Raw genomic sequence first — 23,538 nt, 5'->3', positions numbered from 1 at the left:
ATTATATTGACTACTGAGTTGTTACCACTGTTTACCGTTAGACTTTTTTAACAAACTCTGACTTCAGTTTCATAGCACCAATACCTTCGATTCTGCAGTCAATATCATGATCGCCGTCGACCAGACGGATGATTTTGACTTTAGTGCCGACTTTGACAACCGATGACGACCCTTTGACCTTAAGGTCTTTGATGACGGTTACATTATCGCCGTCTTGCAACACGTTGCCGTTTGCGTCCTTAACGATACGGACATCGGAGTTGTCTTCGGCTGTCCCAGCTTGCGGCCATTCGTGTGCACATTCAGGGCAGACATACATCAGATCGTCTTCGTAGGTGAATTCTGAGCCGCATGCAGGACATTTTGGGAGGTTATTCATTGTTTTCCTTAATGTAGGTTTGTCTCAACCTTGTGGGATACAAAGTGTATTGAGGCGACATAATGCCAGATTCAGGCGGTTATTGTCTATTTCATGAGGAGCTATGCCTATTCGGGACGCGCTTTAATTTACCCGGTCGACTTTAACTAAAATATGCATCCGGCTTTCGCCAACCTGACGCGTATTAACAAATGCACCGCTTGAACTGTTGTTACTGTTTTCGCCAACTCCCCCGAGTTCTACCCATTCGCCAAGATTGATCCTGAGTGTCGATTGCGCATTTTGGGTTTCGATCCGGCCTCGATTATTCAGTTTATCCGACCAAGGCGATATGCTAAGAATGACTTGCTGTCCGGCCAGTCTGGGGACTACCGAAAAACCGGTGGTCGCTTCGGTAAATTCGGTTGCCGTGGCGTAACCATAACTGGAAGAATATTGACTTGGATAAACATTGCCCGTTTTAATATGAGCCGCGACGCCTTCCATAGTTCGAATGGTTTGAGTGTTTTGATCGGCGTTCTTCTCTTGGGTCTGATAAAAATGACCGCCTATTCTGCCGCCGGATCTTGACGGATCATCAGCCGGGATATTCAGCTGCACCCTGGCGGCCGCGTTAAGTTCATCGGCGGTAGTCTGCTTGCTTTGCCTGACGGTGATGATCAGATTGCTTTGGCGCACATCCAATTGCCTGACGATGGCTTTGATTTCAGCCAATTTGTCAGGTGTGGTCTTGACTAATAAATTGGAACCGTTGTCAATCAATTGGGCGGTGTTGCCTAACAATGGAGCAAGCAACGGCAGTATTTCGAATGCCGGTCGATTGCTTAAGGGAATGACTTCAATAATGGCGTCAGCGGCAAAAACGCTATTGCCTAGCAGGCTGATGAAAATCAATGCTAAAAGTTTTTTCAAGGGGAAGCTCCGGTACAGGTAACCATGAGTCTCTATGGTATAACGTTGTGTGTGCCATTCGAAATTCTTTTTTTATGCTGATTTTGGCGATTTGCTGTCTGCTTCCGACAGTGGATTTTGCTAGCCTATCGCCGTATTCCTGTGCATGAATGCGCTAAATAAATCAATATACGGGTACAGCTATCCCATATTTTGGTAACGATAACTTGATTTATTGTCCAGGCCGATCATTCGACGTTGTCAACCTCTTGTTTTCTGGCAATTGTCGGGCAATAATGGTTTTGAGTTAATCACCAGCAACTGATAGTTGCGCTTATAATAAGCGCTCCAGCGTAAACGATTATCGGCTACTCAACTTATGACTTCACCGGGCAAAAAACCACTCATTATCGTCATCGGCATTGCGTTGATGGTTGCCGTTTATTTTTTCACCAGACAGCCTGAATTTGTTGATGTTGAAATCGTCACCCTTGAGCAAGGCGAGGTGAGGGCGACGGTATCCAATACCCGCGTCGGTACGGTTAAAGCCTGTCGGCGCGCCTATCTGGCACCGGCAACAGGCGGTCAGGTTGCCGAGTTGCATGTCAAGGAAGGCGACATGGTCAAACAACACCAGTTACTGCTGGAGGTCTGGAATAAGGACCTGAAAGCGCAGGTCAAACTGCAGGAAGCACAAATCAGGGCTAACCGGGCATCAGCTGAACAAGCTTGTCAGCTTGGGGCTGGCGCCGAACGCGAGGCCGAGCGTTTGTCACGGTTGCAAAAATTCGATCATATTGTCTCTGAAGAGCAGGTCGATATTAAAGCGACCGGCGCACGCGCCAAACGTGCATCCTGCAATGCCGCTCTTGAGGCTATCGCCGTCAGTCAGGCCAACCGCGACGCGGTTCAGGCCGCTGTCGAACGCACCCTGATTCTCGCGCCTTTCGACGGCACCGTGGCTGAAATCAATGCCGAGCAGGGAGAATTCATCACGCCATCGCCGCCCGGTATTCCGACTTTGCCCGCCATCGACTTGCTGGATGTCAGCTGTTTGTACGTGTCTGCGCCGATGGATGAAGTGGACGCGCCGCAGATCAAAACCGGCATGAGCGCCTGCGTGTCGTTGGATGCCTTTACTGATAAACGCTGTTCCGGCACGGTAAGCCGCATCGCGCCTTATGTACTGGAAAAGGAAAAACAGGCGCGCACCGTCGAAGTTGAAGTTAAATTAACCGACCCGAAAGATATTAACGGCTTGCTGCCCGGCTACAGTGCCGATATTGAGGTGTTGTTGGCCAGAAAATCTCAGGCGCTCAGGGTGCCAGCCGAAGCGGTGCTGGAAAATAACCGGGTGTTGCTGATGCAGGCGGACGGTTTGCTGGAAGAGCGCAGCTTTAAGCCGGGTCTGGCTAACTGGAATATCGTAGAAGTGCTGTCCGGTCTGAATGTCGGTGATAAAGTCGTGTTGTCGGTAGGTCGTGATGGCGTGGTGGCAGGCGCTTATGCCCGTGTACAAAAATGATCCGGCTGGAACATATTCACCGCTATTTCCAGGTAGGCGAGCAGACCGTTCATGCCTTGAATGACATTAATGCCGTCATCGAAAAAGGCGAATATGTATCGGTGATGGGGCCGTCAGGTTCCGGAAAATCGACCTTATTAAATGTCATCGCCCTGCTTGATCAGCCAAGCTCAGGCCGGTATCTGTTAAACGATCAGCCGGTTACCCAGCTTAGCGACGACGAACTTGCCAAAGTTCGCCGCGAAAACATCGGTTTTGTGTTCCAGTTTTTTCATTTGATCCCGCGTTTATCGGCGGCGGAGAACATTGAAATACCGATGATACTGGCAGGCGTAGCGGTTAAGGAACGCAAACAACGGGTACTGGAGGCGCTGACATCGGTCAGTCTGCAAGATCGGGCTCACCATAGGCCGGATCAGCTTTCCGGCGGACAGCTACAGCGCGTCGCGATTGCCAGGGCCATGATTATGCGCCCTGCGATTTTATTGGCGGACGAGCCGACCGGTAATCTCGACAGCAAATCCGGCAAGGAAATTATCGAGTTGCTGGAAGGGCTTAACCGGCAAGGTGTAACGCTGATGATTATTACCCATGACCAAAATGTGGGCGACCGGGCGCGGCGGAAAATTCGTATTGTCGATGGGCAGATAGGGTGATAAGCAATCAAAATATAAAAGATCACCACAAAGACACGAAGTTTTGCCTCGTTCCCACGCGCTGCGTGGGAATGCAGTTAAGGCGCGCTGCGCCACGAGTCACGCGTAACATCCGAAAAAATAGGCAGTACAAACACGGGACGCAGCGCGTGGGAACGAGAATGGGTAAGTCCGATAAACCATGTTAATCAAAGACACGTTAACCCAATCCTTAGTCGCAATCAGCGCCCAGCGCTTGCGCGCGGCGTTGATTATTCTGGCTATGAGCATCGGCATCGCTTCGGTTTCGGTGTTAACTGCCTTGGGCGAAAGCGCTCGCCGCTATATAGTTAACGAGTTTGAAGCCTTGGGCACGAACCTGGTTATCGTGTTGCCGGGGCGCACCGAAACCCTAGGCGGACAGCCGCCGTTATTCGGCGAAACACCCAGGGATTTGACGCTGGAAGATGCCGAGGCTTTGTTACGCAGTCGTCATATTGCGGCCATCGCGCCGCTAACTGTCGGTTCTGCGCCCGTTTCAGCGCAAGGACTGGAGCGCGAAACCAATGTTTTGGGTTCGACGCATGCACTAAGACGGGTGCGTCGTTTGACCATGGCGCAAGGCAGTTTTTTGCCCCAAACCGAGATTGATAAAACTCTATCGGTGTGCGTGATCGGCCAAACTATACGCAATGAACTGTTTGCCAAGCAATCGGCTCTGGGGCAATGGCTGCGCATTAACGACCGGCGCTTTCGGGTGATCGGCGTGCTGGCGTCGGAAGGGCAATCGGTCGGCATCGATTTTGACGAAATTGTGATTATTTCGGTGGCGTCGGCACAGGTTTTGTTTGATACCCATTCGTTATTCAGGATTCTGGTTGAAGCCAAATCCAAACCGGACATGTACCAGGCGGTCGATGAAATCAGGGGCATCATCAAGGCCCGCCATGAAGGCGAAGACGATGTGACACTGATTACCCAGGACAGCGTGGTCAGCACCTTCGATAAAATATTGACCGCGTTGACCCTGACCGTAGCCGGTATCGCTGGAATCAGTTTGGTAGTGGCGGGTGTTTTGGTGATGAATGTGATGCTGGTCAGCGTCACGCAACGTACTGCCGAAATCGGTTTACTGAAAGCCTTGGGCGCGACCAAGCGGCAGCTGCTGTGGCTGTTTTTGGCCGAGGCGGCGATGCTGTCGCTGGCAGGCGCGGTGCTGGGCGTGATCTTGGGATACGTAACCCTGGCAATTTTGCAGGCTTTTTACCCGGATTTTCCTATGGAGCTGCCGGGCTGGGCATTGCTGGCCGCGTTGGCAGTTTCGTTAATTACCGGCTTGCTGTTCGGTGTATTACCGGCCAGAAAAGCGGCCAATCTCGATCCTATTGTCGCATTGGCAAAGCGGTAAACTTATGCATTACGCTGATCTTATCTTATTGTCGTACCGGACGGTTATCAGCCACAAACTGCGTTCGGCACTGACCGCATTGGGTCTGATTATCGGTATCGCGGCAGTGGTGGTATTGACTTCTATCGGTCGCGGCATTCATACTTTTGTGCTGGCAGAGTTCACTCAGTTCGGCACTAATTTGATCAGCATTCATCCCGGAAAAACTACCACCTTCGGTGTGTCTGGAGCAACCATAAGCACTGTTAGACCGCTGGTTATCGCCGACGCGGTCAGCTTAAGAAATCGACGAAATATCATTGCCGTATCCCCGATGGTGCAAGGTAATGCACAAATTAAAGCCGGAAAAATGCAGCGGCGCACCAACGTGCTCGGGGTCGGTTCTGCGGTGCCGGAAATCTGGAAAATCAAGGTCGTCAACGGGCGTTTCTTACCGGAAGAAGAAAGCAATCCGCGCGCCTTTGCGGTGCTGGGCAATAAATTGGCGACCGAACTGTTCGGCACAGCCAGTCCGCTAGGCCAGCGCATCAGGATCGGCAGCGACCGTTTTCGGGTCATCGGCGTGATGGAAAAAAAAGGCCAGACGCTCGGTTTCGACATGGATGACACCATCTACATCCCAGCCGCCAAGGCGTTGGAACTGTTTAACAGGGAAAGCCTGATGGAAATCCATCTGCTCTATAAAAGCAATGCCGCGATTGCCGGCGTAGAAAAAGCCATCAAGAAAAGCTTGATTGCCCGGCACGGCAGGGAAGATTTCACCCTCGTCACCCAGAACCAGATGCTGAAAAGCATGGATTCGATCTTGAATATCCTGACGCTGGCGGTGGCGGCATTAGGCAGTATTTCTTTGCTGGTAGGCTCGGTTGGCATATTAACCATTATGACTATCGCCGTTTCCGAACGCATTTCCGAAATCGGCTTGCTGCGGGCGGTAGGCGCAGAAAAGCGAACCATTTTCCAGCTATTCCTGTGCGAGGCCTTGGCGTTAAGCGGTGCAGGCGGGCTGTGCGGCGTGTTGCTGGGCATAGCCATCGTCAAGATACTTGAGGTCGCACTGCCCGCCTTGCCTGTGGAGCTGGCCTGGGCCTATATCGTTGCCGCCCTTATGGTCTCATTGCTGATCGGCATAGCAGCCGGAGTAGTCCCGGCAATGAAAGCCGCCCGGCTAGAACCTTTAGAGGCTTTGCGCGCCGAGTGATTTTCGTATTTCAAACAGGCTTGTGAGTTCGGCTTTTTTATCACAAACACATGGGGCAAAGGGGCTGTAAGCCACCCTGTCCGTCATTTCATTTCATTGTAAACCTGACACATGCAACAATTGATCGATTTTTTTGGTATTAAAGATTTTCTGCCTCATGGGTATTGCCTGTCGTGGAGTCCGGTATTGCTTTGGCTGCATGTTATCGCAGACATACTGATTACCCTGTCCTATTATTCGATTCCGCTGATTCTCATTTATTTTATCCGGAAGCGTAAAAGCTTTCCCTATCCGTGGCTGGTCGTCATGTTTGCCGGATTTATTATTGCCTGCGGTACCACGCATTTACTGTCGGCTATCACGATATGGATACCTTTATATTGGCTGGACGGATTGTTTAAAGGTATTACGGCGATTCTTTCGATCGCTACTGCTTTCCTGACACTATGGATTACTCCGCGCGCCTTGTCTTTACCCAGTGCCGAACAACTGCAAGCCGAGATAGAGCAAAGAAAAGTAGCAGAAAATGCGTTGCGCGAAAGTGAAAATAAGCTTGCCGTCATTCTTGATAGTGTCGAATCCCTTATTTATATCAAGGATAACAATCATCAATATCAGTATGCCAATCGACCGGTACGGCAACTGTTTGGCAAGGGGATGGAAGACATTATTGGCAAGGTAGACGATGATTTTTTTGATGCTGCTACCACGGCAAGATTGCGCGAAAATGATCGCCGAGTCATTGAATTGGGTGAACGAGTAGCAGTCGATGAGATGATTACTCTCAAAGACAGCACCATTACCGTCACCTACTTTTCCACTAAGCAACTACTGCGCCATGAAAACGGCAGTGTTTACGGCTTGTGCGGCATTTCTACCGATATTAGCGAACTCAAGCACCGGGAGCAGCTAGACAAAGAACATCTGAACGAACTCGCTCATGTGACTCGCCTTGGGTTGATGGGTGAAATGGCTTCAGGCATCGCTCATGAAGTTAACCAGCCCCTGGCTGCGATTACCAGCTATACGCAAGTCAGTCTAAACCTTGTCAACACTGAAGATCCTGATCTGGTCAAGCTCGCCGATATTTTGTACAAAACTCAGCAGCAAGCTTTAAGAGCGGGGCAGATAATTCATCGAATGAGGGAATTTGTTAAATCTCATGCAAAACATCGTTCAAGCTTCGATATTAATACCTTGATTCATGATGCGGTTGGCCTGTGTATTGCTGAAGTTAAAAAAAACGACATAAGGTTAACATTTGTTCTGGAAAACAATCTGCCGTCTATTTCTGTCGATCATATACAAATTGAACAGGTCATCATAAATTTGATCCGAAACAGTATTGATGCCTTACAAAACATACCGGTAAAACAGCAACGTCAATTAAGCATCCAGAGCCAATTAACGCTCAATAATGAAATAGAGATCAGGGTAAAGGATAATGGACTTGGACTTGCTCAAGACGAGAAACAAAAAATATTGATGCCTTTTTATACCACTAAAAAAGACGGGATGGGAATGGGGCTATCTATCAGTCGTTCGCTTATCGAAGCTCATGAAGGTGTTTTGCGTTTTAATAGCGAATCTGGAAAAGGCACCACTTTTTATTTCACTCTACCCATAATAAGTAGCGACGCATAAGTTTTTTGACTCTTGTTGTCAGTGGTGCGGTCGGGCCTGTGTCTGTGAATGAGCGATTAAAGCCATCCTGGCAGGTAGCTAATTTTGATCTATAGCCTGTTTTATTTGCCTAATTGACGCACTGTTTAATTGCGCTGTTCTGTTGTGATCCAGACATAATGCGCCTCTAAAACCAAGATAATCCGGCTGGTAGGGTATCAGTTCGGCTATATCGTCCAGTCTGAGCGAACCGGCCAGTCCGCAGAGCATTTTCCGGTCTTTTGCCAGCCGGACAAATTGCGCTATGTCGGCTTTTGCCATGACCTGAGTTAAGGAGCCGTTGGATTTGTTCATGGTGTCGAGCATGACCCCGTTGAATCCGGCATTTTTTAGCGAGTCTATGACGGCAAGATCCGGTTGGGTATCGGCGAATAGCACCGCTATTAAGTCGATCTTTCCCAGGTTCCGGTGTTGAAATGCAGCGAGCTTTTCTAAAGTTCCCTGCCAGTCTCCGCCGGGAAAAAAACCGATTTTTATATAATTGACCTCGGTTTCGGCCATCGCTGTTACCGCTTGGTAAATAATCTCAGGCTGCATCGGCAGGTCGCCGACGGTTGCGCTAACAGGACAGCGGCCATTAATCTCAGTAACAATGGCTTTGACCAGATCGGTTTTCAGCGCACCTAATGCGCCTAAAGCCGGTTGTTTCAGGTCGATAATATCGACATTCGCGCTTAAAACCAACAAGGCTTCTTCTACGCTGTTAACGCTGGCAAGCATTCCGGTCATGCGTCTACCTCCGAGGCGATCGCCGAACCTGCTCCCGGCAGGTTTTCGGCATTCACACCATCCCTGGCGATCGCCACGCCAGTTCCAGACTGGCTTGTGGCATACACACCCTCCTTGGCGATAAAGTTTTCAATAACCGTCATCAACCAACTCCAGGCTTCCAGTTCTCGGTCTCCGGCTGTTTTTTCCAGGCCGATACGCAGATAGTCGATTTCGGCTTGTATTTTTTCTAATGGAATCATGCCTAAGCGGCTGATTAAAATCGCCGCTTCCAATACCGAATATTGGGCGCGATTAAAGCCTCTAAAGGGTGAATGATTAACGCTATGCACGGCCTTGCAGAATAGTTTTGGCCGGGTTTCATTGTCTTCAACGCGAACCAGTTCGACTTCGGTATGGGCCAGCGCACAATCAAGCACTTGGCCATCGATTTTTTCCGCCGGTTTTAGCGGCCAGTCGCGCCGGCCGGTCAGGCATCCGGCAAACACCCGTACATCATCGCAATAGTTGATCACGGCGGTTTTGCTTGCCAACAGGTTATTGAGTGTTGTTGAGGGGCGAAACGGCAGGATGATGAAATCGTCTTGCGACCCAGTCGCCGCGCCAGTTCCAGACTGGCTTGCGGCATACACTCCATCCTTGGAGATTGCCGAACCTGTTCCCGACAGGTTTTCGGCATACACTCCATCCCTGGAGATAACATGAATGCCTATCGGCGCAATATGCGCCAGACCGGAACTGTTTTGGGTGATGACTAGGGTTTCTTGAATCATGGTAACTTCTTCATAAAATTAGGCGATGTCACCTTTAATGGCGAAAACGGCTGATTACTGGAGTGCAGGCTTTGCCTGCAAGCACAAGCAAAGCTTGCTTTTCGTGGTTTCCGCGGGCTACGTTGATTTCAACGTGCTTCCGGCGGGTTTAAAGGTATGCAGGTCAACGGTGGCTTCTGCGCTGTCGGTTGCGCAACCCCATTGTAACGCTTGGTCCTGGGTATAGCGTTTTCCCAGTTGCCAGGCTATTTCAGCTCTGGCCAGTTCAACGCCCAGATAAAAAGCGTGGCCGCCGTCATTTTCGACATGCAGTTTCGGAAACAGGTCAAACGGGTCGGTGGCGCTGTGCAAGCCGTCTCGGTTGAAAATATGCACCCCTTCGGCACTGATTTGAACGCGGAAGCTGGGATCTTTGATTTGCCCGGCCAGTTCCTTGATTTCTTCCAGGCTATAGGGGAACGGGGAGGTTTCATGCAAAGCCATTAAGCCGGGATCAATATGCTTGGGCAGCATGTCGTGTTCTTTTGCCGCAAACATGATACGCCGGGCTAAATCGGCTTCTTTGACGGCCCGGCAAGCATGTTTGCTGACTTCGGTTGCCAAAATGCTGTTGATATTGAGTTCCGAGCAGATGCCCAGCAGCAGGGCGTTCATGCCCAGGGTATCGGCATGGGTCAATTCGGTGATATTGCCGACGCCCAGCATCATTTCAATATCGGGATGGTTCTTTCTGACTTCATGGTAACGCACGATGGATTGGGTAAAGCCAAAATGCAAGGGATCCAAAATCGGGTCGACGATAAAGGCTTTGTTTTTTGCCTGCATGATCTTGATGGCTCGATCCAGCGAAGTCAGGTCTTCATGCCTTTCCGGAATGATGATCGGCGTCGCCGCCACTTCATCGGCGACCCACAAGGTACTTTCGTGCAGGCTAAGCATATAATCGGCGCCCGCTTTGCCGCCCCTGAGCAAGTCGTCGGCCTCCAGCGAATCGATGCTGACGGTAAAACCTTCTTGTTTCAAGGTACGGATGATGTCTTCCATGTGCGGAAAATCGGTGCTCGGTAGACAACCTATGTCGATCACATCGGCGCCGTTTTGTCGGTAGTAGGCGGCGCGTTTAACGACTTCTTCAACACTGACATTCGGCGCATCGACAATTTCGGCAAAGATTTTGACGCTGTAGCGGCTTAAATCCAGTTTGTGCGCGGCGTGTCCGAAAAACATCGGCAAGTCTTTGAGTTCATCCGGGCCTCGTTCAATCGGCAAACCCAAGTCTTTGGACAAGGCTTCCAAATCGCCTCGGCAGCGTCCGGGCACCAGTATGCGGTCAGCGCCGAAGGTGTCGGTCAAGCGGCGGCCGATCATGTCTGCGGTCATTAAGGCTGCGACCTTGAGACCCAGTTGATGCACGGTGTAGGTGAATTTAGGCTGCATTTTTTCGAGAATACTTCGCAGCTGTTTTTCAGCCAGTTTGCCGGTAAGGAAGAGGATATGTTCGCTCATGTTAACGATTTTAGCCGTTCTTTAACTGTGATAATCAGTTCGTCGACACTTTCAACGACGGTGGTGTATTCGAAATCGCGCAATTTGGCCGTGCCTTCCAGATCGATTTTTCGCGGATACACCATGACTTTTCCGCCCGGTGCGGTGGTTTCCATTTCCGGCGCTATGTCGCAAGGGTAAACAATGCTCGGAACCTTGCATTTTCCGGCCTGGGAATACAGATTGGTCACCAGCGAGTCGGCAATGCCCAGTACGCATTTGGCCACCGTATTCGATGTTGTCGGAGCCATCACAAAGGTATGGTAATGACCCTTGTAAAAATGCCCGACCGGCGGTGTTGAAGCGGTTTTGTCGCGGTACACCGGCATTTTTTTGCGGATGTCGTCGAGATTGATGCCGTACATGTGTAATACCTCTTCACCAGCCTGGCTCAGATATAAATCAACATCGTCCAGCGTCATCAGGAAATTCAGGCATTCTTCTATATAATGACCGGAGCCGGTAATGGCCCAGGCTAGTCGTGCCTTATTCATTCAAGGTTCCATTAAAATCAATCAGGGTCGAAAAGAATTGGTTATTATACATGAATCGATACGCCGATTTCGCGCACAGGAGTTTTTAGGAAATGTTCAATCAAGTCAATCTGGGCGACCGGCCGGTCGCCCCTACAGGCGGCATACAGACCAAACCGCTGATTATGGGGATTTTAAATGTGACGCCGGACAGTTTTTCCGACGGCGGCAAATTTTCAGGTCTTAATGCGGTTTTGCAGCAGGTTGAACTGATGTTGTCTGAAGGCGTAGATATTGTCGATATCGGCGGCGAGTCGACGCGTCCCGGCGCTGAACCGGTTGCGGCTGCGGAACAAATCCAGAGGGTAGTTCCGGTGATTGAAGCCATCAGACAACAGTTGGCTAGTCCTATATTAATCAGTATCGATACGACCTCAAGTGAGGTCGCCAAAGCGGCGCTGGATGCCGGAGCCGATATGATCAACGATATTTCAGGGGGCAGGGCGGATGCAGCGATCTTGACGCTGGCCGCTCAAACCGGTGTGCCGATTATTTTGATGCACAGTCAGGGCGTCTCAAAAACCATGCAGGATAATCCGCATTATGAAAATGTCGTACAGGAGGTGCTTGAAGCCCTGAACGAAAGCATTAATGCGGCGTTAAAGGCAGGGATTAAAAAACAGGCTATTGTGATCGATCCGGGCATAGGTTTTGGCAAGCGCAAGCAGGATAATATCGGTTTGTTGGCGCATCTTGACAGCTTGGTAGCAACCGGCTTTCCGGTGCTGTTAGGCACCAGTCGCAAGCGTTTTATGGGGACGATTTGCGCTGTGACCGAACCTTCGGAACTGGTTACCGCCACCGCAGTGACTACGGCTTTAGGGGTTATGGCGGGTGTGCAGCTGTTTCGGGTGCATGATGTTAAAGAAAACCGACAGGCAGCTGATGTGGCCTGGGCGATTAAACAGAGCAGGTAGGGTGGGCAGGTTTTTCTGCCCACCGTTTACAACTATTCCCTATTTATCAGGTTTCACTTATAGTCGCTTTGACTGCTTAGGCCTGGATGAGGCTCTCCTACAGGGCGATAATCCCCCTCAGATAAATAGGTAAGAAGCATCGGCAGTAATACCATGATGGATAACACCAGCACCACGCCGGCGATGGCTAATAACAGTGTCTTAATGGAGCCTTTAACATTTTCTGTAGAATCGTCTGAGTCTGTTGATGACAGTGGTTGGTCGGTTTTATTGTCATGTTCGTCTTGGATTGGCATGGTGATCTCCCTGCTGAATTGAAGGAAAAATGAAATGCTGCCTCATATTCGAAGCTGGCAACTGGCTATGCTAGTCTCATCATGAATTTCCTGCAACATGTCTTATATTGCATTGACGCTTCAATAAAACAATAAGTTATAAGTTAACAGTGGTATTTGGCAAAGTGCACTATCGCTAATACTGTGCTATGTTGCATTTTTAAACGGACTCCAAGAGGCAAGTCATGAAAATTTTTACACTATTATTCTTCTGGGTACTCTGCACCGCCCAGGCTAATGCAGAAACCCGTATAGCCATATTGGATTTCGAATTGCGCGATCTGACTTTAGCGCCGGGCATACCCGCTGAGGTGCAACGAACCTCGAGCATAAAACCCATGCTGGAAGCTGAGCTGGAAAGAGCCGGGTATAAAATTGTTACTATAGATTTAGCGTCGCAGCGGGAAGCAGATGGCGGAGTCGGCTATCTTTTTGATCACCACGATAGCGCCGCCGAACTGGCTAAAAATGCCGGTGCTGATTATGTACTGGTTGGAAGGCTGCATAAACCCAGTTTCTTGTTCGCTTATATAATGGGGCATTTGGTCAGGGCTAATGACGGTCAATTAATCGGCAATTACATTTCAGAGACCAAAGGCGGAGATGAAAAATTAACGCTCAAAGGCGTCGAAAGTCTTGCGGTTAAAATCGACGATGATCTGGATAAAATTTATCTGCCGCCGCCTCCAAAGGCAATACACAAATAATGATGAGATGAAAATGGATAAATTAGTGAAGTACCGAGACGACAACTGGATAACGATATGAAAAAAACTTTATGAATCAGCCAAAATGCGCCAGGAAAGCCTGGAGAAACTTCGCGCCTTTACCCAAGGACGGATTGTAATTTATGATCTTACGAGGAAATTTTGAACAACTGCCGTTAAAGGATTTTGCCGAAAAAGCGTACTTGGATTATTCCATGTATGTGATTTTGGACCGGGCTTTGCCGCATATTGCCGATGGCTTAAAACCGGTGCAGCGGCGTATTGTTTATGCGATGTCAGAGTTGGGTTTGACGGCGACGGCCAAGTTTAAAAAGTCGGCCAGAACCGTCGGTGACGTGTTGGGTAAATATCATCCGCACGGCGATTCCGCCTGCTATGAAGCCATGGTGTTGATGGCGCAGAATTTCTCCTACCGTTATCCGCTGGTTGACGGGCAGGGCAATTGGGGTTCGCCGGACGATCCCAAGTCTTTTGCTGCGATGCGTTACACCGAATCGCGCCTGACCGCTTATGCGCACACCTTGTTAAGCGAATTGGGGCAGGGCACGGTGGACTGGTCGGATAATTTCGACGCCACGCTGAAAGAGCCGGTGTTATTGCCTGCGCGACTGCCGAATATTTTGCTGAACGGCACCATGGGCATCGCGGTCGGCATGGCGACCGATATACCGCCGCATAACCTGCGTGAAGTTGCCAATGCCTGTATCCAGTTATTGGATGATCCGGACAGTACGCTGGAAATGCTGTTTACTCATATTAAAGGCCCTGATTATCCGACCGATGCGGAAATCATCACTTCGGCTGAGGATATACAAAAAATGTATATCAGCGGCGGCGGCTCGATAAAAATGCGCGCCAAATATGAGCAGGAAGACGGCAATATCGTGATTACCGCGCTGCCGCACCAGGTTTCCGGCGCCAAATTGATGGAGCAGATCGCCGCGCAGATGCTGGCGAAAAAACTGCCGATGATCGAGGACTTGCGCGATGAATCCGATCATGAAAATCCGACCCGTTTGTTGGTGATTCCCCGTTCAAAACGCATCGATGCGGATGAAGTGATGTCGCATCTGTTTGCTACCACCGATCTGGAAAAAAGCTATCGCGTCAACATGAACATGATAGGCCTGGACGGACGGCCCAAGGTTAAAGGACTGAGAGGCATACTGGTTGAATGGCTGGTATTTCGTACCGAGACCGTGCGCAAAAGGCTGCAATATCGACTGGATAAGGTGCTGGCGCGCTTGCATATTTTGGATGGCTTACTGATTGCTTATCTGAATATTGATGAAGTTATCGCCATTATTCGCAACGAAGACCATCCCAAGTTGGTGCTGATGGAGCGTTTCGGACTCAGCGATATTCAGGCCGAAGCGATACTGGAATTAAAGTTACGGCATCTGGCCAAGCTCGAAGAGATGAAAATTCGCGGCGAGCAAGACGAGCTGGAAAAGGAACGCGCCGCGCTGGAAAAAACCCTGGGTTCGCAACGCTTGCTCAATCGCCTGATCAGGAAAGAAATCGAGCGCGATGCCGAGAAATACGGCGATGATCGTCGCTCACCGATGGTTGCAAGAGATGCTTCTCAAGCTTTGGATACAACGGCGTTAATAAGCAACGAACCGTTAACGGTTATTCTGTCGGAAAAAGGCTGGATCAGGGCGGCAAAAGGTCATGATATAGAGGTTGCCAGTTTAGGTTATCGTTCTGGCGATAGTTTTCTGGATGCAGTCAAATGTCGGACGACGCAGCCGGTTTACATCCTCGATTCCACCGGGCGAGCTTACAGTACGGCTTCGCACGATCTGCCGTCGGCCAGGAGTCAGGGCGAGCCGTTGACCGGGCGATTGAATCCGCCGCCAGGTTCGTTATTTCTGCATCTGCTGGCAGGCGGACCCGATGACTGGTACGTGCTTGCCAGCCATTTCGGCTATGGCTTCAGAGTTCAGCTGAAAGAATTGTTGAGTAAAAATAAGGCCGGAAAGCAGCTGATTACGCTGCCGGAAGGTGCCAAGGTATTAAAACCTGCGCGGGTACGCAGTGAAGCGGATTCGCTTGCGGTGGTCACTTTACAAGGCCGTTTGCTGATTTTTCCGGTGGCCGAGTTGCCCGCTTTGGCGAAAGGCAAAGGTAATAAGTTGATTCAAATCCCGACAATCGACCTAAAGGCTGGAAAAGATTACGTGGTTGCGGCGGTGGTGCTGCCTGAAAACGGGCAGTTAAAAATTATGGCCGGTAAAAGGCAGTTAACGCTTAAAGGCGCCGACATTGAGCATTATTCCGGCAGTCGCGCCAAAAGAGGCTTGTCTTTACCCAGAGGCTTTCAGCGGGTTGACGGCTTGGAATGCGAGTGATGATGATTTTATCGTAGAATAATTTTTTGTGACCTACCGTGCTCACGCCCCTTGCCTACATCCATGTAGGCAAAGCTGGCTGGGTCGTTTTGCAATCAAGCGTGACGGGGTTTGCAAACCCCGTCACGCTTGCGGTGATTTTTTGTTATTTTTTACCAGCCGTTTTCAGTCTGACGATAAGCCGCCGATAATCATCCTCGGTTAACGCATCGTTGAGTATCAGTAGGGATTGCTTCTGTGCGTTTTTGTTAAAATGCAAAAATATCGCGAATACGGTGATCACGGTTGAATTCAGGATTTGGATCGATTCAAAGTCATTGCCGTCGGATATTTCCCAACCAAATTTTTCGGTATGCTTGATGTTGTAGGATTTCTTGGTTAAGCGTTTAACAGTACCCCAAAAATGGATGCAGATACCGGTCGACAAGGCCAGTTTGACGGCAACCGGTAACGCATTGGCGATGCTTGAGGCCAAGGCCAGCGTATGCATCACAACCAGCAACTGCTTTAATCGTTTGGATGGTTTAAGCTCCACCAACAGCGAAGCTTCGTGTTTTTTTGCCAAGTTGGATTTAGCTTATTTTGCCATCGATTGATGACCTGTTCATAGCGGGCTGGGTGAATGAGGTGATGCGGTGAGCTGGCGCATTAGATACATGCGTTGCCCTTGCATGGACTTTGCCTGATTTTGAATGGTAGCAGGATCAAAATCAATGCCTGCTTTGGCAGCTTTCAACAGGTGAAGAGTTTCTTCTGCGGTTTCATCGACAGTGACAATGTGGCGAATATAAGCAAGAAGTGGCTGAGTCATATAAGTTTTGAATTATTTATCATAGCTAGATGTTAAAAGTTTCAAGTAGGAGGTGGTCAGCAACAGTCGATAACTTGGTTATTAACTAAAAGCAACAAAGGCTAGGAAAGATACGCTGACCGTAAAAGAGGCAAGCCATTTTACTTTTTGGATTGAAGACTGTTCGCTCCAGCAATCCTTAAAATAGGCTTTATACTCTAAGCTGGTAGCAAGAAGTTGTGTTTTAAACCGTCTATAAACACCCGGCAACGTGCGCCATAAATAATAGAGTAAGCAAAACGCCATCAACCATAGCAAATAAAAAACGATAATCTGGCTTTGTTGGCGGCTAGTATGAAAAATATGTTCGATAAGTTCTTCAAGACCGAGTTCAAACCACTCAAAAGCAATGTGTATAACTACAATCAATGAGTGCAATATCATATCGTATAGCGTTACAACAAGGCCAAATACAATGAAACGGCTCAGTATTTTTCGGTTAGCTAATGGAATCATAGGTTTTTCCTAAAATAATTTGCCCAATAAAATTGAATCTCTAAAAGATACGTAAGGGTATTTTCAATACTGAATCTAAAATGCGTAAACCATTCGCCAAGTTCCCAGCCAGTCGGTTTGACGGCCATCGGTCTGACTGAACCCGGTACCTGCTTGGAGTGTGACATGGTCATTAAAATTCCAATGTACTTGAGGCATCAGCAGATAATGCCAGCCCGATTCCTGACTGAATTCGTTGCCCCAGGGTCAGTTGTTGCGAATAATCGTAAAACCAGCTGGTATCTTGCTGTTAATCAGGTGTATAGAATTTCACTTTTCCGGTTTCAATGTCGTACATGCCGCCGACTATATCGATTTCGCCGCTTTTTAACAGGGTGTTTAGCAAAGGGCTTTTACTTTTAATTTGCTCGACGGTCATTCGCACATTTTTATCGGCCACTTTTTGCACAAGTTCGTTATTACTGGCGCTGATTTTCCCGTACTCTTCGGCCTGAACAGCATCCACAGCCGGTTTTATTTTGTGCAATAATCCGCTTAAATGATCCAGTTCCACATTGGCGCAAGCGCCTTTGATTGCACCGCAATGCGAATGGCCCAGTACCACGATTAACTTTGAACCGGCCAGCTTACAGGCATATTCCATGCTGCCGAGGATGTCGTCATTGATGACATTGCCCGCCACCCGCGCACTGAACACATCACCCAAACCCTGGTCGAAAATCAATTCGACCGAGGTGCGCGAATCCATGCAGCTAAGAATAATCGCAATAGGAAATTGCCCTTGTCGGGTGTCGTTAATCTGCTCCAGTAAATTCCGGTTGGATTTTAGGTTATTAACAAAACGTTCATTACCTTCTTCCAGTAACGCCAACACGGTAGTCGGTGTTAATGCTTGCTGGGCATCGTAGGTTGATGCCCTCGCATTTTCAACCGGTTCGAGCACGCCAAATCCGCGCAGGTTTTCAATGGTCAACTTGATGTGCTTTCGTTGCGCTTCGATTTTAAAGTTTTCAATAATTTCGTAGACATCGTAATCAATATATTTTGAACGGGTTGCGTCAATCACAACTTCCGAATGATCGGGCAACTGTTCAAGAGTCTGTTGGATATTGGCTTTATTCAGAAAAGAGATATGCTCGGATAATCGGAGTATGGTTTTATTGCCGATGTGCGACTCATTCAGATAAAAACCACTTTTATAATTTTCCAGCAATATCGAAAACAAGGCGGTGATCATGCCAATAGCAAGACCGATCAGCAGATCGGTAAAAATCATGCCCAGGATGGTGACGCAGAACGGAATGAAGTGATACATACCCGCTTTGTACATGATTTTAAAAGCTTTCGGCCTAATCAATTTATAACCGACAACCAGTAATACGCTGGCCAAACTGGCTAAAGGAATTTTATTGATCAGTACTGGAATAAGAATGACCGCAAACAGTAATAACAGTCCGTAGATGATTCCTGACGTTTTGGTTTTTGCACCGGATTGAATATTAATGGAACTGCGCACGATGACTTGAGCCAGCGGCAGACCGCCGATTAAACCGCTACAGGCATTGCCGATTCCCTGAATAATGAGCTCCCTATTGGTAGAGGTGACTCTTTTATAGGGATCCATTTTATCAACCGCCTCCACTGAGAGCAGGGTCTTTATGCTGGCCACAACAGCCAGGGTTAACGCGGTCAGGTAAATAGACGGATTATTGATCTGGGAAAAATCAGGGTAATGCAGCTGACCCAATAAATCGCTGGTGTTTTTCAAGACCGGAATCATAACCAGATGATTGCCACCTAATGCCAGTTCAGGATAAAAATTGTGCAGACCTTGATTGATGAACGTGCCGATTAAAATCGCGAATAAAACGCCCTGGAATAATTGAAAGAACCGAAATTTTTTCATAAACGGTTGTTCCCATAAGATAATAATTGCCAGTGATAGCAGCGCAATCATTATTGCCGTAGGCGAGCTGAAATCCAGCATATGTGCCAACTCAGAAAAAGACGAGTAATTATCAGTCTGAAAAAAAGAGGTATCGCCCTCATAATCCCGGTCATAACCCATAGCGTGGGGAATCTGTTTAAGAAAAAGAATAAAACCCATACCCGACAACATGCCGTTAATCACCGATGACGGAAAGTAATAGGCAATAACCCCCGCTTTAGACAGCCCCATGATAATTTGGAAAATACCCGCTACGACCAGGGCGAGTAAAAAACCATTGAATCCCAGTTTGTCAATGGCTGACCAGACGATGATCGCAAGACCAGCGGTTGGACCGCTAATGCCTAGCGCAGAACCGCTTAACGGCGCCACCACTATTCCGCTGATAATGCCGGCAATCAATCCTGAAAACAGCGGTGCGCCCGATGCCAGTGCTATCCCTAATGATAACGGGATAGCTATCAGAAAAACGGCAATGCCTGCGGGTAAATCGTATTTCAGGTTGGCAAACAGGCTGCCATTATTCGTTTTAGGGTTTGAATTCATCGGTATTTCTGTTTGTTGCTTTTTCATAAAAATTCACTTTTCAGGTGTTTATGTTTGAATGGTTATTCAAAATCAGTAGCCTCCCGCGTGCGGAAAATTTAGCTATCACCATTTAATATCACTATCGCCTCATGTTTATTGATTTTATCCTTACCGTGCAGATCAATGAGTTCGACTTTAATATTGCTGTCCGGCGCAGCAGCCAGAAAATCTTCAATTGTCTCCATAATATCGTGATCAATAAATTTGGCTTTGCTGGCATTGATAGTGACCGTGCTTTGTTCAGGGATACTCAAAATAAATTTTCTTAACAGCGCTTTATTCAGAAAAGAAACATCTTTATTTAGCGACAACAGATAATGTGAGCCATCCTGAATGAACGTAATGGCCGCGTGGTAATTGGTTTTTATCACAAAAAACAGACCGATAATCATACCGATGGCCATGCCCTTTAATAAATCGGTTGCCAGAATCGCAATAATGGTGATAACGAAAGGAAGAAATTGACTCATGCCTTTTCGGTAAAATGACTTGAACAAAGCCGGATTGGCCAGTTTGTAACCGGTATGCAATAAAATGGCCGCCAAGCAAGCGAGCGGAATATGGTTTAGGTACTGCGACAAAAACATGACGCTGAGCAACAAACACACGCCATGAGTAAAACAGGCCACACGGGTTTGCCCGCCTGCGTTGATGTTGGCAGCACTGCGCACGATAACGGCGGTCATTGGCAAACCGCCAATTAAGCCGCTGATAATATTACCGACGCCTTGCGCTTTCAGCTCGCGATTGGTGGGCGCGAGTCGTTTCATCGGGTCGAGTTTATCAGTTGCTTCCAGACTTAACAGGGTTTCCAGACTGGCAATAATCGCAATGGTTACCGCAACCGTATAAACATGTGGATTGCCAAGATGGCTGAGATAGCTGGCGTTTGGCAGTACAAAGTTATCGAAAAAGTCGATGGCTTTTTCCGAAACCGGCAAGCTGACCAAGTGTTCGCCACTGACTGCCCATTCAGGAGCAAATTGTCGGGCGACGCTATTATAGGCAATCCCCCAAACCACTGCCGCTAAGGGGCCGGGGACCAGTTTTAGCAGTTTTTGTTTTTTAAACCATGCCGTGCTCCATAGCATTAACAGTAGCAATGCTACGACGCTGATCATAACCGAGCCTGGCGATATACCGCCAAACGCATCAAATAACTCGATGAAGCTGGATTGGGCGGTTTCCTTCATATAACTCTCATCGCCTTCATAACTGGTGTGGTAGCCTGTTGCATGAGGAATCTGCTTGATAATTAAAATTAAACCAATAGCCGCCAACATGCCTTTAATGACTGCGGCAGGAAAAAAAGCGCCAATAATTCCGGCTCTCAAAAATCCCAACATCAATTGCATGATGCCCGCTAACACACAGGCCACCAGCAAACCTTGAAAACCGCCGAGGGTTTCAATGGCATTAAAAACAATAACGGCTAAACCGGCCGCCGGGCCTGAAACGGCGAGCTGTGAGCCACTGAGCCAGGCGACAATGAGTCCACCGATCAGACCGCCGATTAAGCCGGAAAATAGGGGGGCTCCTGATGCCAGCGCTATACCGAGACATAAGGGCAAAGCCACTAAAAACACCACGATTCCCGCTGGAATATCGTCTTTCAGGTGACGAAAATAATATTGGGTGTGTTTATGTATCATAGCTAAGAGTCCGTTAAAGTAATTTGCAGCTATTGTAAGTAATATCGAATCGAAATTAAAATATTAATTGCCTTGCTTCTCGAATCCACGAAGCAAATTTATAAGACGATGTCTTTTACTTTATGGCCCTGCTTTTCGACTGTATCATTGTTTTTTTGTAAAGGCTCAGCAGAGGCTAAGTTTACAGGAGAACACGAATTATCAGCGGTGTTCTCTTTTTTAGTTGGTACCCTTATGTTTGGATACTGAAGTAAAGTAATGGGGCGCTTTAGGTTTATCAAGCCATAATTTTAATCTCTTTCCCTTTCACCAACCTTTCACCCTAGCTATTCCAGTTTATGAACATTTTATTGATAGAAGACGACGCCGTTTTGGCAGATGGATTAATTCATACGCTGGGCGACAGCGGTTACTCAGTGACCTGTGCAACTTCGGGGGCTTATGCCGAACACTTACTGCAAGCACAAGGTTTCGATTTGATCGTGCTTGATTTGGGCTTGCCGGATGTCGATGGCCTGGAATTATTACGTAGACTTCGCAACCGTAAAATACCTTTACCCATCATGATCTTGACCGCGCGCGATGGCATCAATGACAGAATTAATGGCATTGAACAGGGCGCCGACGACTATATGACTAAGCCTTTTGAACTCAGGGAGTTAGAGGCCAGGATTCGCGCCCTGATTCGACGCTGCTACGGCGGCTTTAGTAACGACATAGTGAGTGGACGGCTGACCCTGGACACCCATAACCACCAAGTGCTGGTAGACGGGCAGCCGATTATGTTGTCAGCGCGGGAGCACGGTCTTTTGGAAGTCCTGATGATGCGAACAGGCAATGTGGTCAGTAAAGATTCCATTGCGCAACGATTGGCCGTTGATGGCGATGCCTTAACGGATAATGCCATTGAAATTTATGTGTACCGACTGCGCAAGCGCATAGAGCCTTATGGCGCGGTCATTAGAACGGTGCGCGGACTCGGCTATTTACTGGAGCGATCAGATGGTGAATAAAAGTCGCAGTCTCAAAACAGAAATTCTGTTACGTCTGGCTATTCCCCTCATTCTTTTTATGAGCATCGAAACGGTGTTGTCCTATTTTGTTACCCTGCACCATGTCAATGTCGCTTACGATCGCTGGCTGCTCGATTCCGCAAGATCATTAACAGAGGGCATCAAAGTGCGTGCAGGCAATATCTTTGTAGAATTGCCTCCTGCTGCTTTGGATATTTTTAAATGGGACGAATTAGATAAGACTTATTTTAAAATAATCTCGGAAGAAAAAGGTATGTTGGAAGGGGACAAATTTGTTCCCGAACCCTTAGTGCCGGAAATCAACTGGTCAAGCCCCATCTATTTTGATGACGAGATGTACGGTGAACCGGTTAGAGTGGTCTCCATTCTCATTACTCACGATGAAACTCCTGAAAAAATTTTTGTCCACGTTGCGGAGACCTTAAATAAACGCAGGGGCATGATGATGGATATTTTATTAGCCGACCTTGTTCCACAGCTAGTGCTGGTGTTGCTAGTCGGCGTCTATTTATTAGCGGGTGTAAGACGTGGCTTGCAGCCGTTGAATGTGCTGGCGGATGAAATTGCCCAGCGAACGCCACGCGACTTGCGCCCGATTCCAGAGCAACATATTTTTCTGGAAGTGCGCGCCCTGACCGATACCATCAATGACTTATTGGAACGTCTGGCTCAGGCTATCGCTTCGCAGGAACGCTTTATTACCAATGCCGCGCACCAGTTGCGCACGCCTTTGGCCGGCTTAAAATTACAGGCTGAACGAGCGCTACGTAAACAAGATGTGGCGGAGATTAAACCGGCATTGATACAAATTCAGGGTTGTGCCGATCGTATGTCGCATCTGACTACACAGTTGTTGATTTTAGCCCGGTCGGAACCGATCAATGGCGGTTATGAATTACGGCAGCTGGATTTGTGCGCATTGGCTAGAAAAACCTGTATAGACTGGGTTCCTAAAGCATTGCAACGGCACATGGAGCTGAGTTTTGAAGGTTTTGAGCAACCGCTGTTTGTGCAAGGTGATGAAGTTTTACTGCGGGAATTGCTGGCTAATTTGCTCGATAACGCCATTTGTTACGGTTATGACAAGGGCAATATTGTCGTTAAAGTCGAGCGTTATCCCTTGCCAACTTTGATCGTTGAAGATGATGGTCCTGGTATACCGGATGTAGAAATAGCCAGAGTTTTTGAGCGGTTTTACCGTATCCCAGGAAGTTCAGGCGATGGTTGCGGCTTAGGGTTGGCAATCGTTAAAGAGATTGCCGATTTGCATAAAGCGCGCCTTGAACTGGATCACGCCGGTGAAGCAGGCGGCACCCGGATTGAGCTGATCTTTGAGGGGAAGTAAAGCCGTCATTGATGACAAGTTGGGGCGAT

The 23,538-nt window shown here is 48.3% G+C and carries 22 protein-coding genes; 10 read left to right on the top strand and 12 right to left on the bottom strand.

Going from position 1 to position 23,538, the window contains the following annotated elements; genetic code table 11:
* Positions 1 to 37 precede the first annotated feature (37 nt).
* Both ABXJ76_RS10390 and ABXJ76_RS10385 read right to left on the bottom strand, forming a co-directional pair.
* Positions 38 to 379 (bottom strand): zinc ribbon domain-containing protein YjdM, encoded by a 342-nt coding sequence (locus ABXJ76_RS10390; protein WP_432740391.1) that lies wholly within the window; start codon positions 377 to 379, stop codon positions 38 to 40.
* 123 nt (positions 380 to 502) lie between these two features.
* Positions 503 to 1,291, bottom strand: a complete 789-nt coding sequence (locus tag ABXJ76_RS10385; RefSeq protein ID WP_432740389.1) for a hypothetical protein — start codon at positions 1,289 to 1,291, stop codon at positions 503 to 505.
* Positions 1,292 to 1,649: 358 nt separating this feature from the next.
* On the opposite strand from ABXJ76_RS10385, the gene ABXJ76_RS10380 reads away from it, so the two are divergent.
* The 5 genes from ABXJ76_RS10380 to ABXJ76_RS10360 all read left to right on the top strand — a co-directional run bounded on the left by ABXJ76_RS10380 (position 1,650) and on the right by ABXJ76_RS10360 (position 7,683).
* Positions 1,650 to 2,795: an efflux RND transporter periplasmic adaptor subunit gene (locus ABXJ76_RS10380; protein WP_432740388.1), complete on the top strand. Its 1,146-nt coding sequence runs from the start codon at positions 1,650 to 1,652 to the stop codon at positions 2,793 to 2,795.
* Positions 2,792 to 3,451, top strand: coding sequence for an ABC transporter ATP-binding protein (locus tag ABXJ76_RS10375; protein WP_432740387.1), 660 nt, complete (start codon positions 2,792 to 2,794; stop codon positions 3,449 to 3,451). The genes ABXJ76_RS10380 and ABXJ76_RS10375 overlap by 4 nt, the downstream gene beginning before the upstream one ends.
* 181 nt (positions 3,452 to 3,632) lie before the next feature.
* Positions 3,633 to 4,838 carry an ABC transporter permease gene (locus ABXJ76_RS10370; protein ID WP_432740386.1) on the top strand — a complete coding sequence of 402 codons (1,206 nt, stop codon included), beginning with the start codon at positions 3,633 to 3,635 and terminating at the stop codon, positions 4,836 to 4,838.
* A 4-nt stretch (positions 4,839 to 4,842) separates the two neighbouring features.
* Positions 4,843 to 6,039 (top strand): ABC transporter permease, encoded by a 1,197-nt coding sequence (locus tag ABXJ76_RS10365; RefSeq protein ID WP_432740385.1) that lies wholly within the window; start codon positions 4,843 to 4,845, stop codon positions 6,037 to 6,039.
* Positions 6,040 to 6,150: 111 nt separating this feature from the next.
* Positions 6,151 to 7,683 carry an ATP-binding protein gene (locus tag ABXJ76_RS10360; RefSeq protein WP_432740384.1) on the top strand — a complete coding sequence of 511 codons (1,533 nt, stop codon included), beginning with the start codon at positions 6,151 to 6,153 and terminating at the stop codon, positions 7,681 to 7,683.
* A 78-nt stretch (positions 7,684 to 7,761) separates the two neighbouring features.
* Here the strand turns inward: ABXJ76_RS10360 and ABXJ76_RS10355 are convergent, their stop codons facing one another.
* The 4 genes from ABXJ76_RS10355 to ABXJ76_RS10340 all read right to left on the bottom strand — a co-directional run bounded on the left by ABXJ76_RS10355 (position 7,762) and on the right by ABXJ76_RS10340 (position 11,263).
* Positions 7,762 to 8,451 carry a (5-formylfuran-3-yl)methyl phosphate synthase gene (locus tag ABXJ76_RS10355; protein ID WP_432740383.1) on the bottom strand — a complete coding sequence of 230 codons (690 nt, stop codon included), beginning with the start codon at positions 8,449 to 8,451 and terminating at the stop codon, positions 7,762 to 7,764.
* Positions 8,448 to 9,224 (bottom strand): DUF447 domain-containing protein, encoded by a 777-nt coding sequence (locus tag ABXJ76_RS10350; RefSeq protein WP_432740382.1) that lies wholly within the window; start codon positions 9,222 to 9,224, stop codon positions 8,448 to 8,450. The genes ABXJ76_RS10355 and ABXJ76_RS10350 overlap by 4 nt, the downstream gene beginning before the upstream one ends.
* Before the next feature lie 117 nt (positions 9,225 to 9,341).
* The gene (locus ABXJ76_RS10345; RefSeq protein WP_432740381.1) at positions 9,342 to 10,730 is read right to left on the bottom strand and encodes a DUF6513 domain-containing protein; all 1,389 of its coding nucleotides are present in this window, start codon (positions 10,728 to 10,730) and stop codon (positions 9,342 to 9,344) included.
* A complete protein-coding gene (locus ABXJ76_RS10340; protein ID WP_432740379.1) occupies positions 10,727 to 11,263 on the bottom strand; it encodes a flavoprotein in 537 nt (178 codons plus the stop codon). Before ABXJ76_RS10340 ends, ABXJ76_RS10345 begins: the two co-directional genes overlap by 4 nt.
* Before the next feature lie 92 nt (positions 11,264 to 11,355).
* Here ABXJ76_RS10340 and folP point away from each other — a divergent pair, with 92 nt between their 5' ends.
* On the top strand, positions 11,356 to 12,219 hold the full coding sequence (gene folP, locus ABXJ76_RS10335; RefSeq protein WP_432740378.1) for a dihydropteroate synthase: 864 nt from the start codon (positions 11,356 to 11,358) through the stop codon (positions 12,217 to 12,219).
* A 53-nt stretch (positions 12,220 to 12,272) separates the two neighbouring features.
* Here the strand turns inward: folP and ABXJ76_RS10330 are convergent, their stop codons facing one another.
* The gene (locus tag ABXJ76_RS10330) at positions 12,273 to 12,515 is read right to left on the bottom strand and encodes a hypothetical protein (RefSeq protein WP_340123361.1); all 243 of its coding nucleotides are present in this window, start codon (positions 12,513 to 12,515) and stop codon (positions 12,273 to 12,275) included.
* Positions 12,516 to 12,739: 224 nt separating this feature from the next.
* Between ABXJ76_RS10330 and ABXJ76_RS10325 the strand changes: the two genes are divergently transcribed.
* Positions 12,740 to 13,261, top strand: a complete 522-nt coding sequence (locus ABXJ76_RS10325; RefSeq protein WP_432740377.1) for a DUF2380 domain-containing protein — start codon at positions 12,740 to 12,742, stop codon at positions 13,259 to 13,261.
* A 143-nt stretch (positions 13,262 to 13,404) separates the two neighbouring features.
* A complete protein-coding gene (gene parC, locus ABXJ76_RS10320; protein ID WP_432740376.1) occupies positions 13,405 to 15,636 on the top strand; it encodes a DNA topoisomerase IV subunit A in 2,232 nt (743 codons plus the stop codon).
* A gap of 145 nt (positions 15,637 to 15,781) precedes the next feature.
* Here the strand turns inward: parC and ABXJ76_RS10315 are convergent, their stop codons facing one another.
* The 5 genes from ABXJ76_RS10315 to ABXJ76_RS10295 form a co-directional block, all read right to left on the bottom strand.
* Positions 15,782 to 16,201 carry a protein YgfX gene (locus tag ABXJ76_RS10315; protein ID WP_432740375.1) on the bottom strand — a complete coding sequence of 140 codons (420 nt, stop codon included), beginning with the start codon at positions 16,199 to 16,201 and terminating at the stop codon, positions 15,782 to 15,784.
* 39 nt (positions 16,202 to 16,240) lie between these two features.
* Complete coding sequence (locus ABXJ76_RS10310; RefSeq protein ID WP_432740374.1) at positions 16,241 to 16,447, bottom strand: hypothetical protein; 207 nt, start codon at positions 16,445 to 16,447, stop codon at positions 16,241 to 16,243.
* Between the two features lie 81 nt (positions 16,448 to 16,528).
* Entirely contained in the window at positions 16,529 to 16,942 is a 414-nt protein-coding gene (locus ABXJ76_RS10305) for a hypothetical protein (RefSeq protein WP_432740373.1), read from the bottom strand.
* A gap of 289 nt (positions 16,943 to 17,231) precedes the next feature.
* Positions 17,232 to 19,436 (bottom strand): bifunctional SulP family inorganic anion transporter/carbonic anhydrase, encoded by a 2,205-nt coding sequence (locus ABXJ76_RS10300; protein WP_432740372.1) that lies wholly within the window; start codon positions 19,434 to 19,436, stop codon positions 17,232 to 17,234.
* Between the two features lie 98 nt (positions 19,437 to 19,534).
* A complete protein-coding gene (locus ABXJ76_RS10295; RefSeq protein WP_432740371.1) occupies positions 19,535 to 21,130 on the bottom strand; it encodes a SulP family inorganic anion transporter in 1,596 nt (531 codons plus the stop codon).
* A gap of 338 nt (positions 21,131 to 21,468) precedes the next feature.
* Here ABXJ76_RS10295 and ABXJ76_RS10290 point away from each other — a divergent pair, with 338 nt between their 5' ends.
* Together ABXJ76_RS10290 and ABXJ76_RS10285 are read left to right on the top strand one after the other, a co-directional pair.
* Positions 21,469 to 22,143: a response regulator gene (locus ABXJ76_RS10290; RefSeq protein ID WP_432740370.1), complete on the top strand. Its 675-nt coding sequence runs from the start codon at positions 21,469 to 21,471 to the stop codon at positions 22,141 to 22,143.
* A complete protein-coding gene (locus tag ABXJ76_RS10285) occupies positions 22,136 to 23,509 on the top strand; it encodes a sensor histidine kinase (protein ID WP_432746497.1) in 1,374 nt (457 codons plus the stop codon). The genes ABXJ76_RS10290 and ABXJ76_RS10285 overlap by 8 nt, the downstream gene beginning before the upstream one ends.
* The last annotated feature ends 29 nt before the right edge of the window (positions 23,510 to 23,538 follow it).

This window comes from Methylobacter arcticus, assembly GCF_050917435.1.
GTDB lineage: Bacteria > Pseudomonadota > Gammaproteobacteria > Methylococcales > Methylomonadaceae > Methylobacter_A > Methylobacter_A titanis.
The sequence above is the reverse complement of the archived record's forward strand: the minus strand, read 5'-3'. Positions and strand labels throughout refer to the sequence as shown.

Excerpts from the sequence above, each read along its gene's own strand:
- ABXJ76_RS10390 (WP_432740391.1), bottom strand. The coding sequence starts at position 379 with ATGAATAACCTCCCAAAATGTCCTGCATGCGGCTCAGAATTCACCTAC.
- ABXJ76_RS10325 (WP_432740377.1), top strand. The coding sequence starts at position 12,740 with ATGAAAATTTTTACACTATTATTCTTCTGGGTACTCTGCACCGCCCAG.
- ABXJ76_RS10345 (WP_432740381.1), bottom strand. The coding sequence starts at position 10,730 with ATGAGCGAACATATCCTCTTCCTTACCGGCAAACTGGCTGAAAAACAG.
- ABXJ76_RS10365 (WP_432740385.1), top strand. The coding sequence starts at position 4,843 with ATGCATTACGCTGATCTTATCTTATTGTCGTACCGGACGGTTATCAGC.
- ABXJ76_RS10300 (WP_432740372.1), bottom strand. The coding sequence starts at position 19,436 with ATGAATTCAAACCCTAAAACGAATAATGGCAGCCTGTTTGCCAACCTG.
- ABXJ76_RS10340 (WP_432740379.1), bottom strand. The coding sequence starts at position 11,263 with ATGAATAAGGCACGACTAGCCTGGGCCATTACCGGCTCCGGTCATTAT.
- ABXJ76_RS10370 (WP_432740386.1), top strand. The coding sequence starts at position 3,633 with ATGTTAATCAAAGACACGTTAACCCAATCCTTAGTCGCAATCAGCGCC.
- ABXJ76_RS10295 (WP_432740371.1), bottom strand. The coding sequence starts at position 21,130 with ATGATACATAAACACACCCAATATTATTTTCGTCACCTGAAAGACGAT.
- ABXJ76_RS10355 (WP_432740383.1), bottom strand. The coding sequence starts at position 8,451 with ATGACCGGAATGCTTGCCAGCGTTAACAGCGTAGAAGAAGCCTTGTTG.
- ABXJ76_RS10360 (WP_432740384.1), top strand. The coding sequence starts at position 6,151 with ATGCAACAATTGATCGATTTTTTTGGTATTAAAGATTTTCTGCCTCAT.
- folP (WP_432740378.1), top strand. The coding sequence starts at position 11,356 with ATGTTCAATCAAGTCAATCTGGGCGACCGGCCGGTCGCCCCTACAGGC.
- ABXJ76_RS10305 (WP_432740373.1), bottom strand. The coding sequence starts at position 16,942 with ATGATTCCATTAGCTAACCGAAAAATACTGAGCCGTTTCATTGTATTT.
- ABXJ76_RS10375 (WP_432740387.1), top strand. The coding sequence starts at position 2,792 with ATGATCCGGCTGGAACATATTCACCGCTATTTCCAGGTAGGCGAGCAG.
- ABXJ76_RS10350 (WP_432740382.1), bottom strand. The coding sequence starts at position 9,224 with ATGATTCAAGAAACCCTAGTCATCACCCAAAACAGTTCCGGTCTGGCG.
- ABXJ76_RS10330 (WP_340123361.1), bottom strand. The coding sequence starts at position 12,515 with ATGCCAATCCAAGACGAACATGACAATAAAACCGACCAACCACTGTCA.
- ABXJ76_RS10380 (WP_432740388.1), top strand. The coding sequence starts at position 1,650 with ATGACTTCACCGGGCAAAAAACCACTCATTATCGTCATCGGCATTGCG.
- ABXJ76_RS10310 (WP_432740374.1), bottom strand. The coding sequence starts at position 16,447 with ATGACTCAGCCACTTCTTGCTTATATTCGCCACATTGTCACTGTCGAT.
- ABXJ76_RS10290 (WP_432740370.1), top strand. The coding sequence starts at position 21,469 with ATGAACATTTTATTGATAGAAGACGACGCCGTTTTGGCAGATGGATTA.
- parC (WP_432740376.1), top strand. The coding sequence starts at position 13,405 with ATGATCTTACGAGGAAATTTTGAACAACTGCCGTTAAAGGATTTTGCC.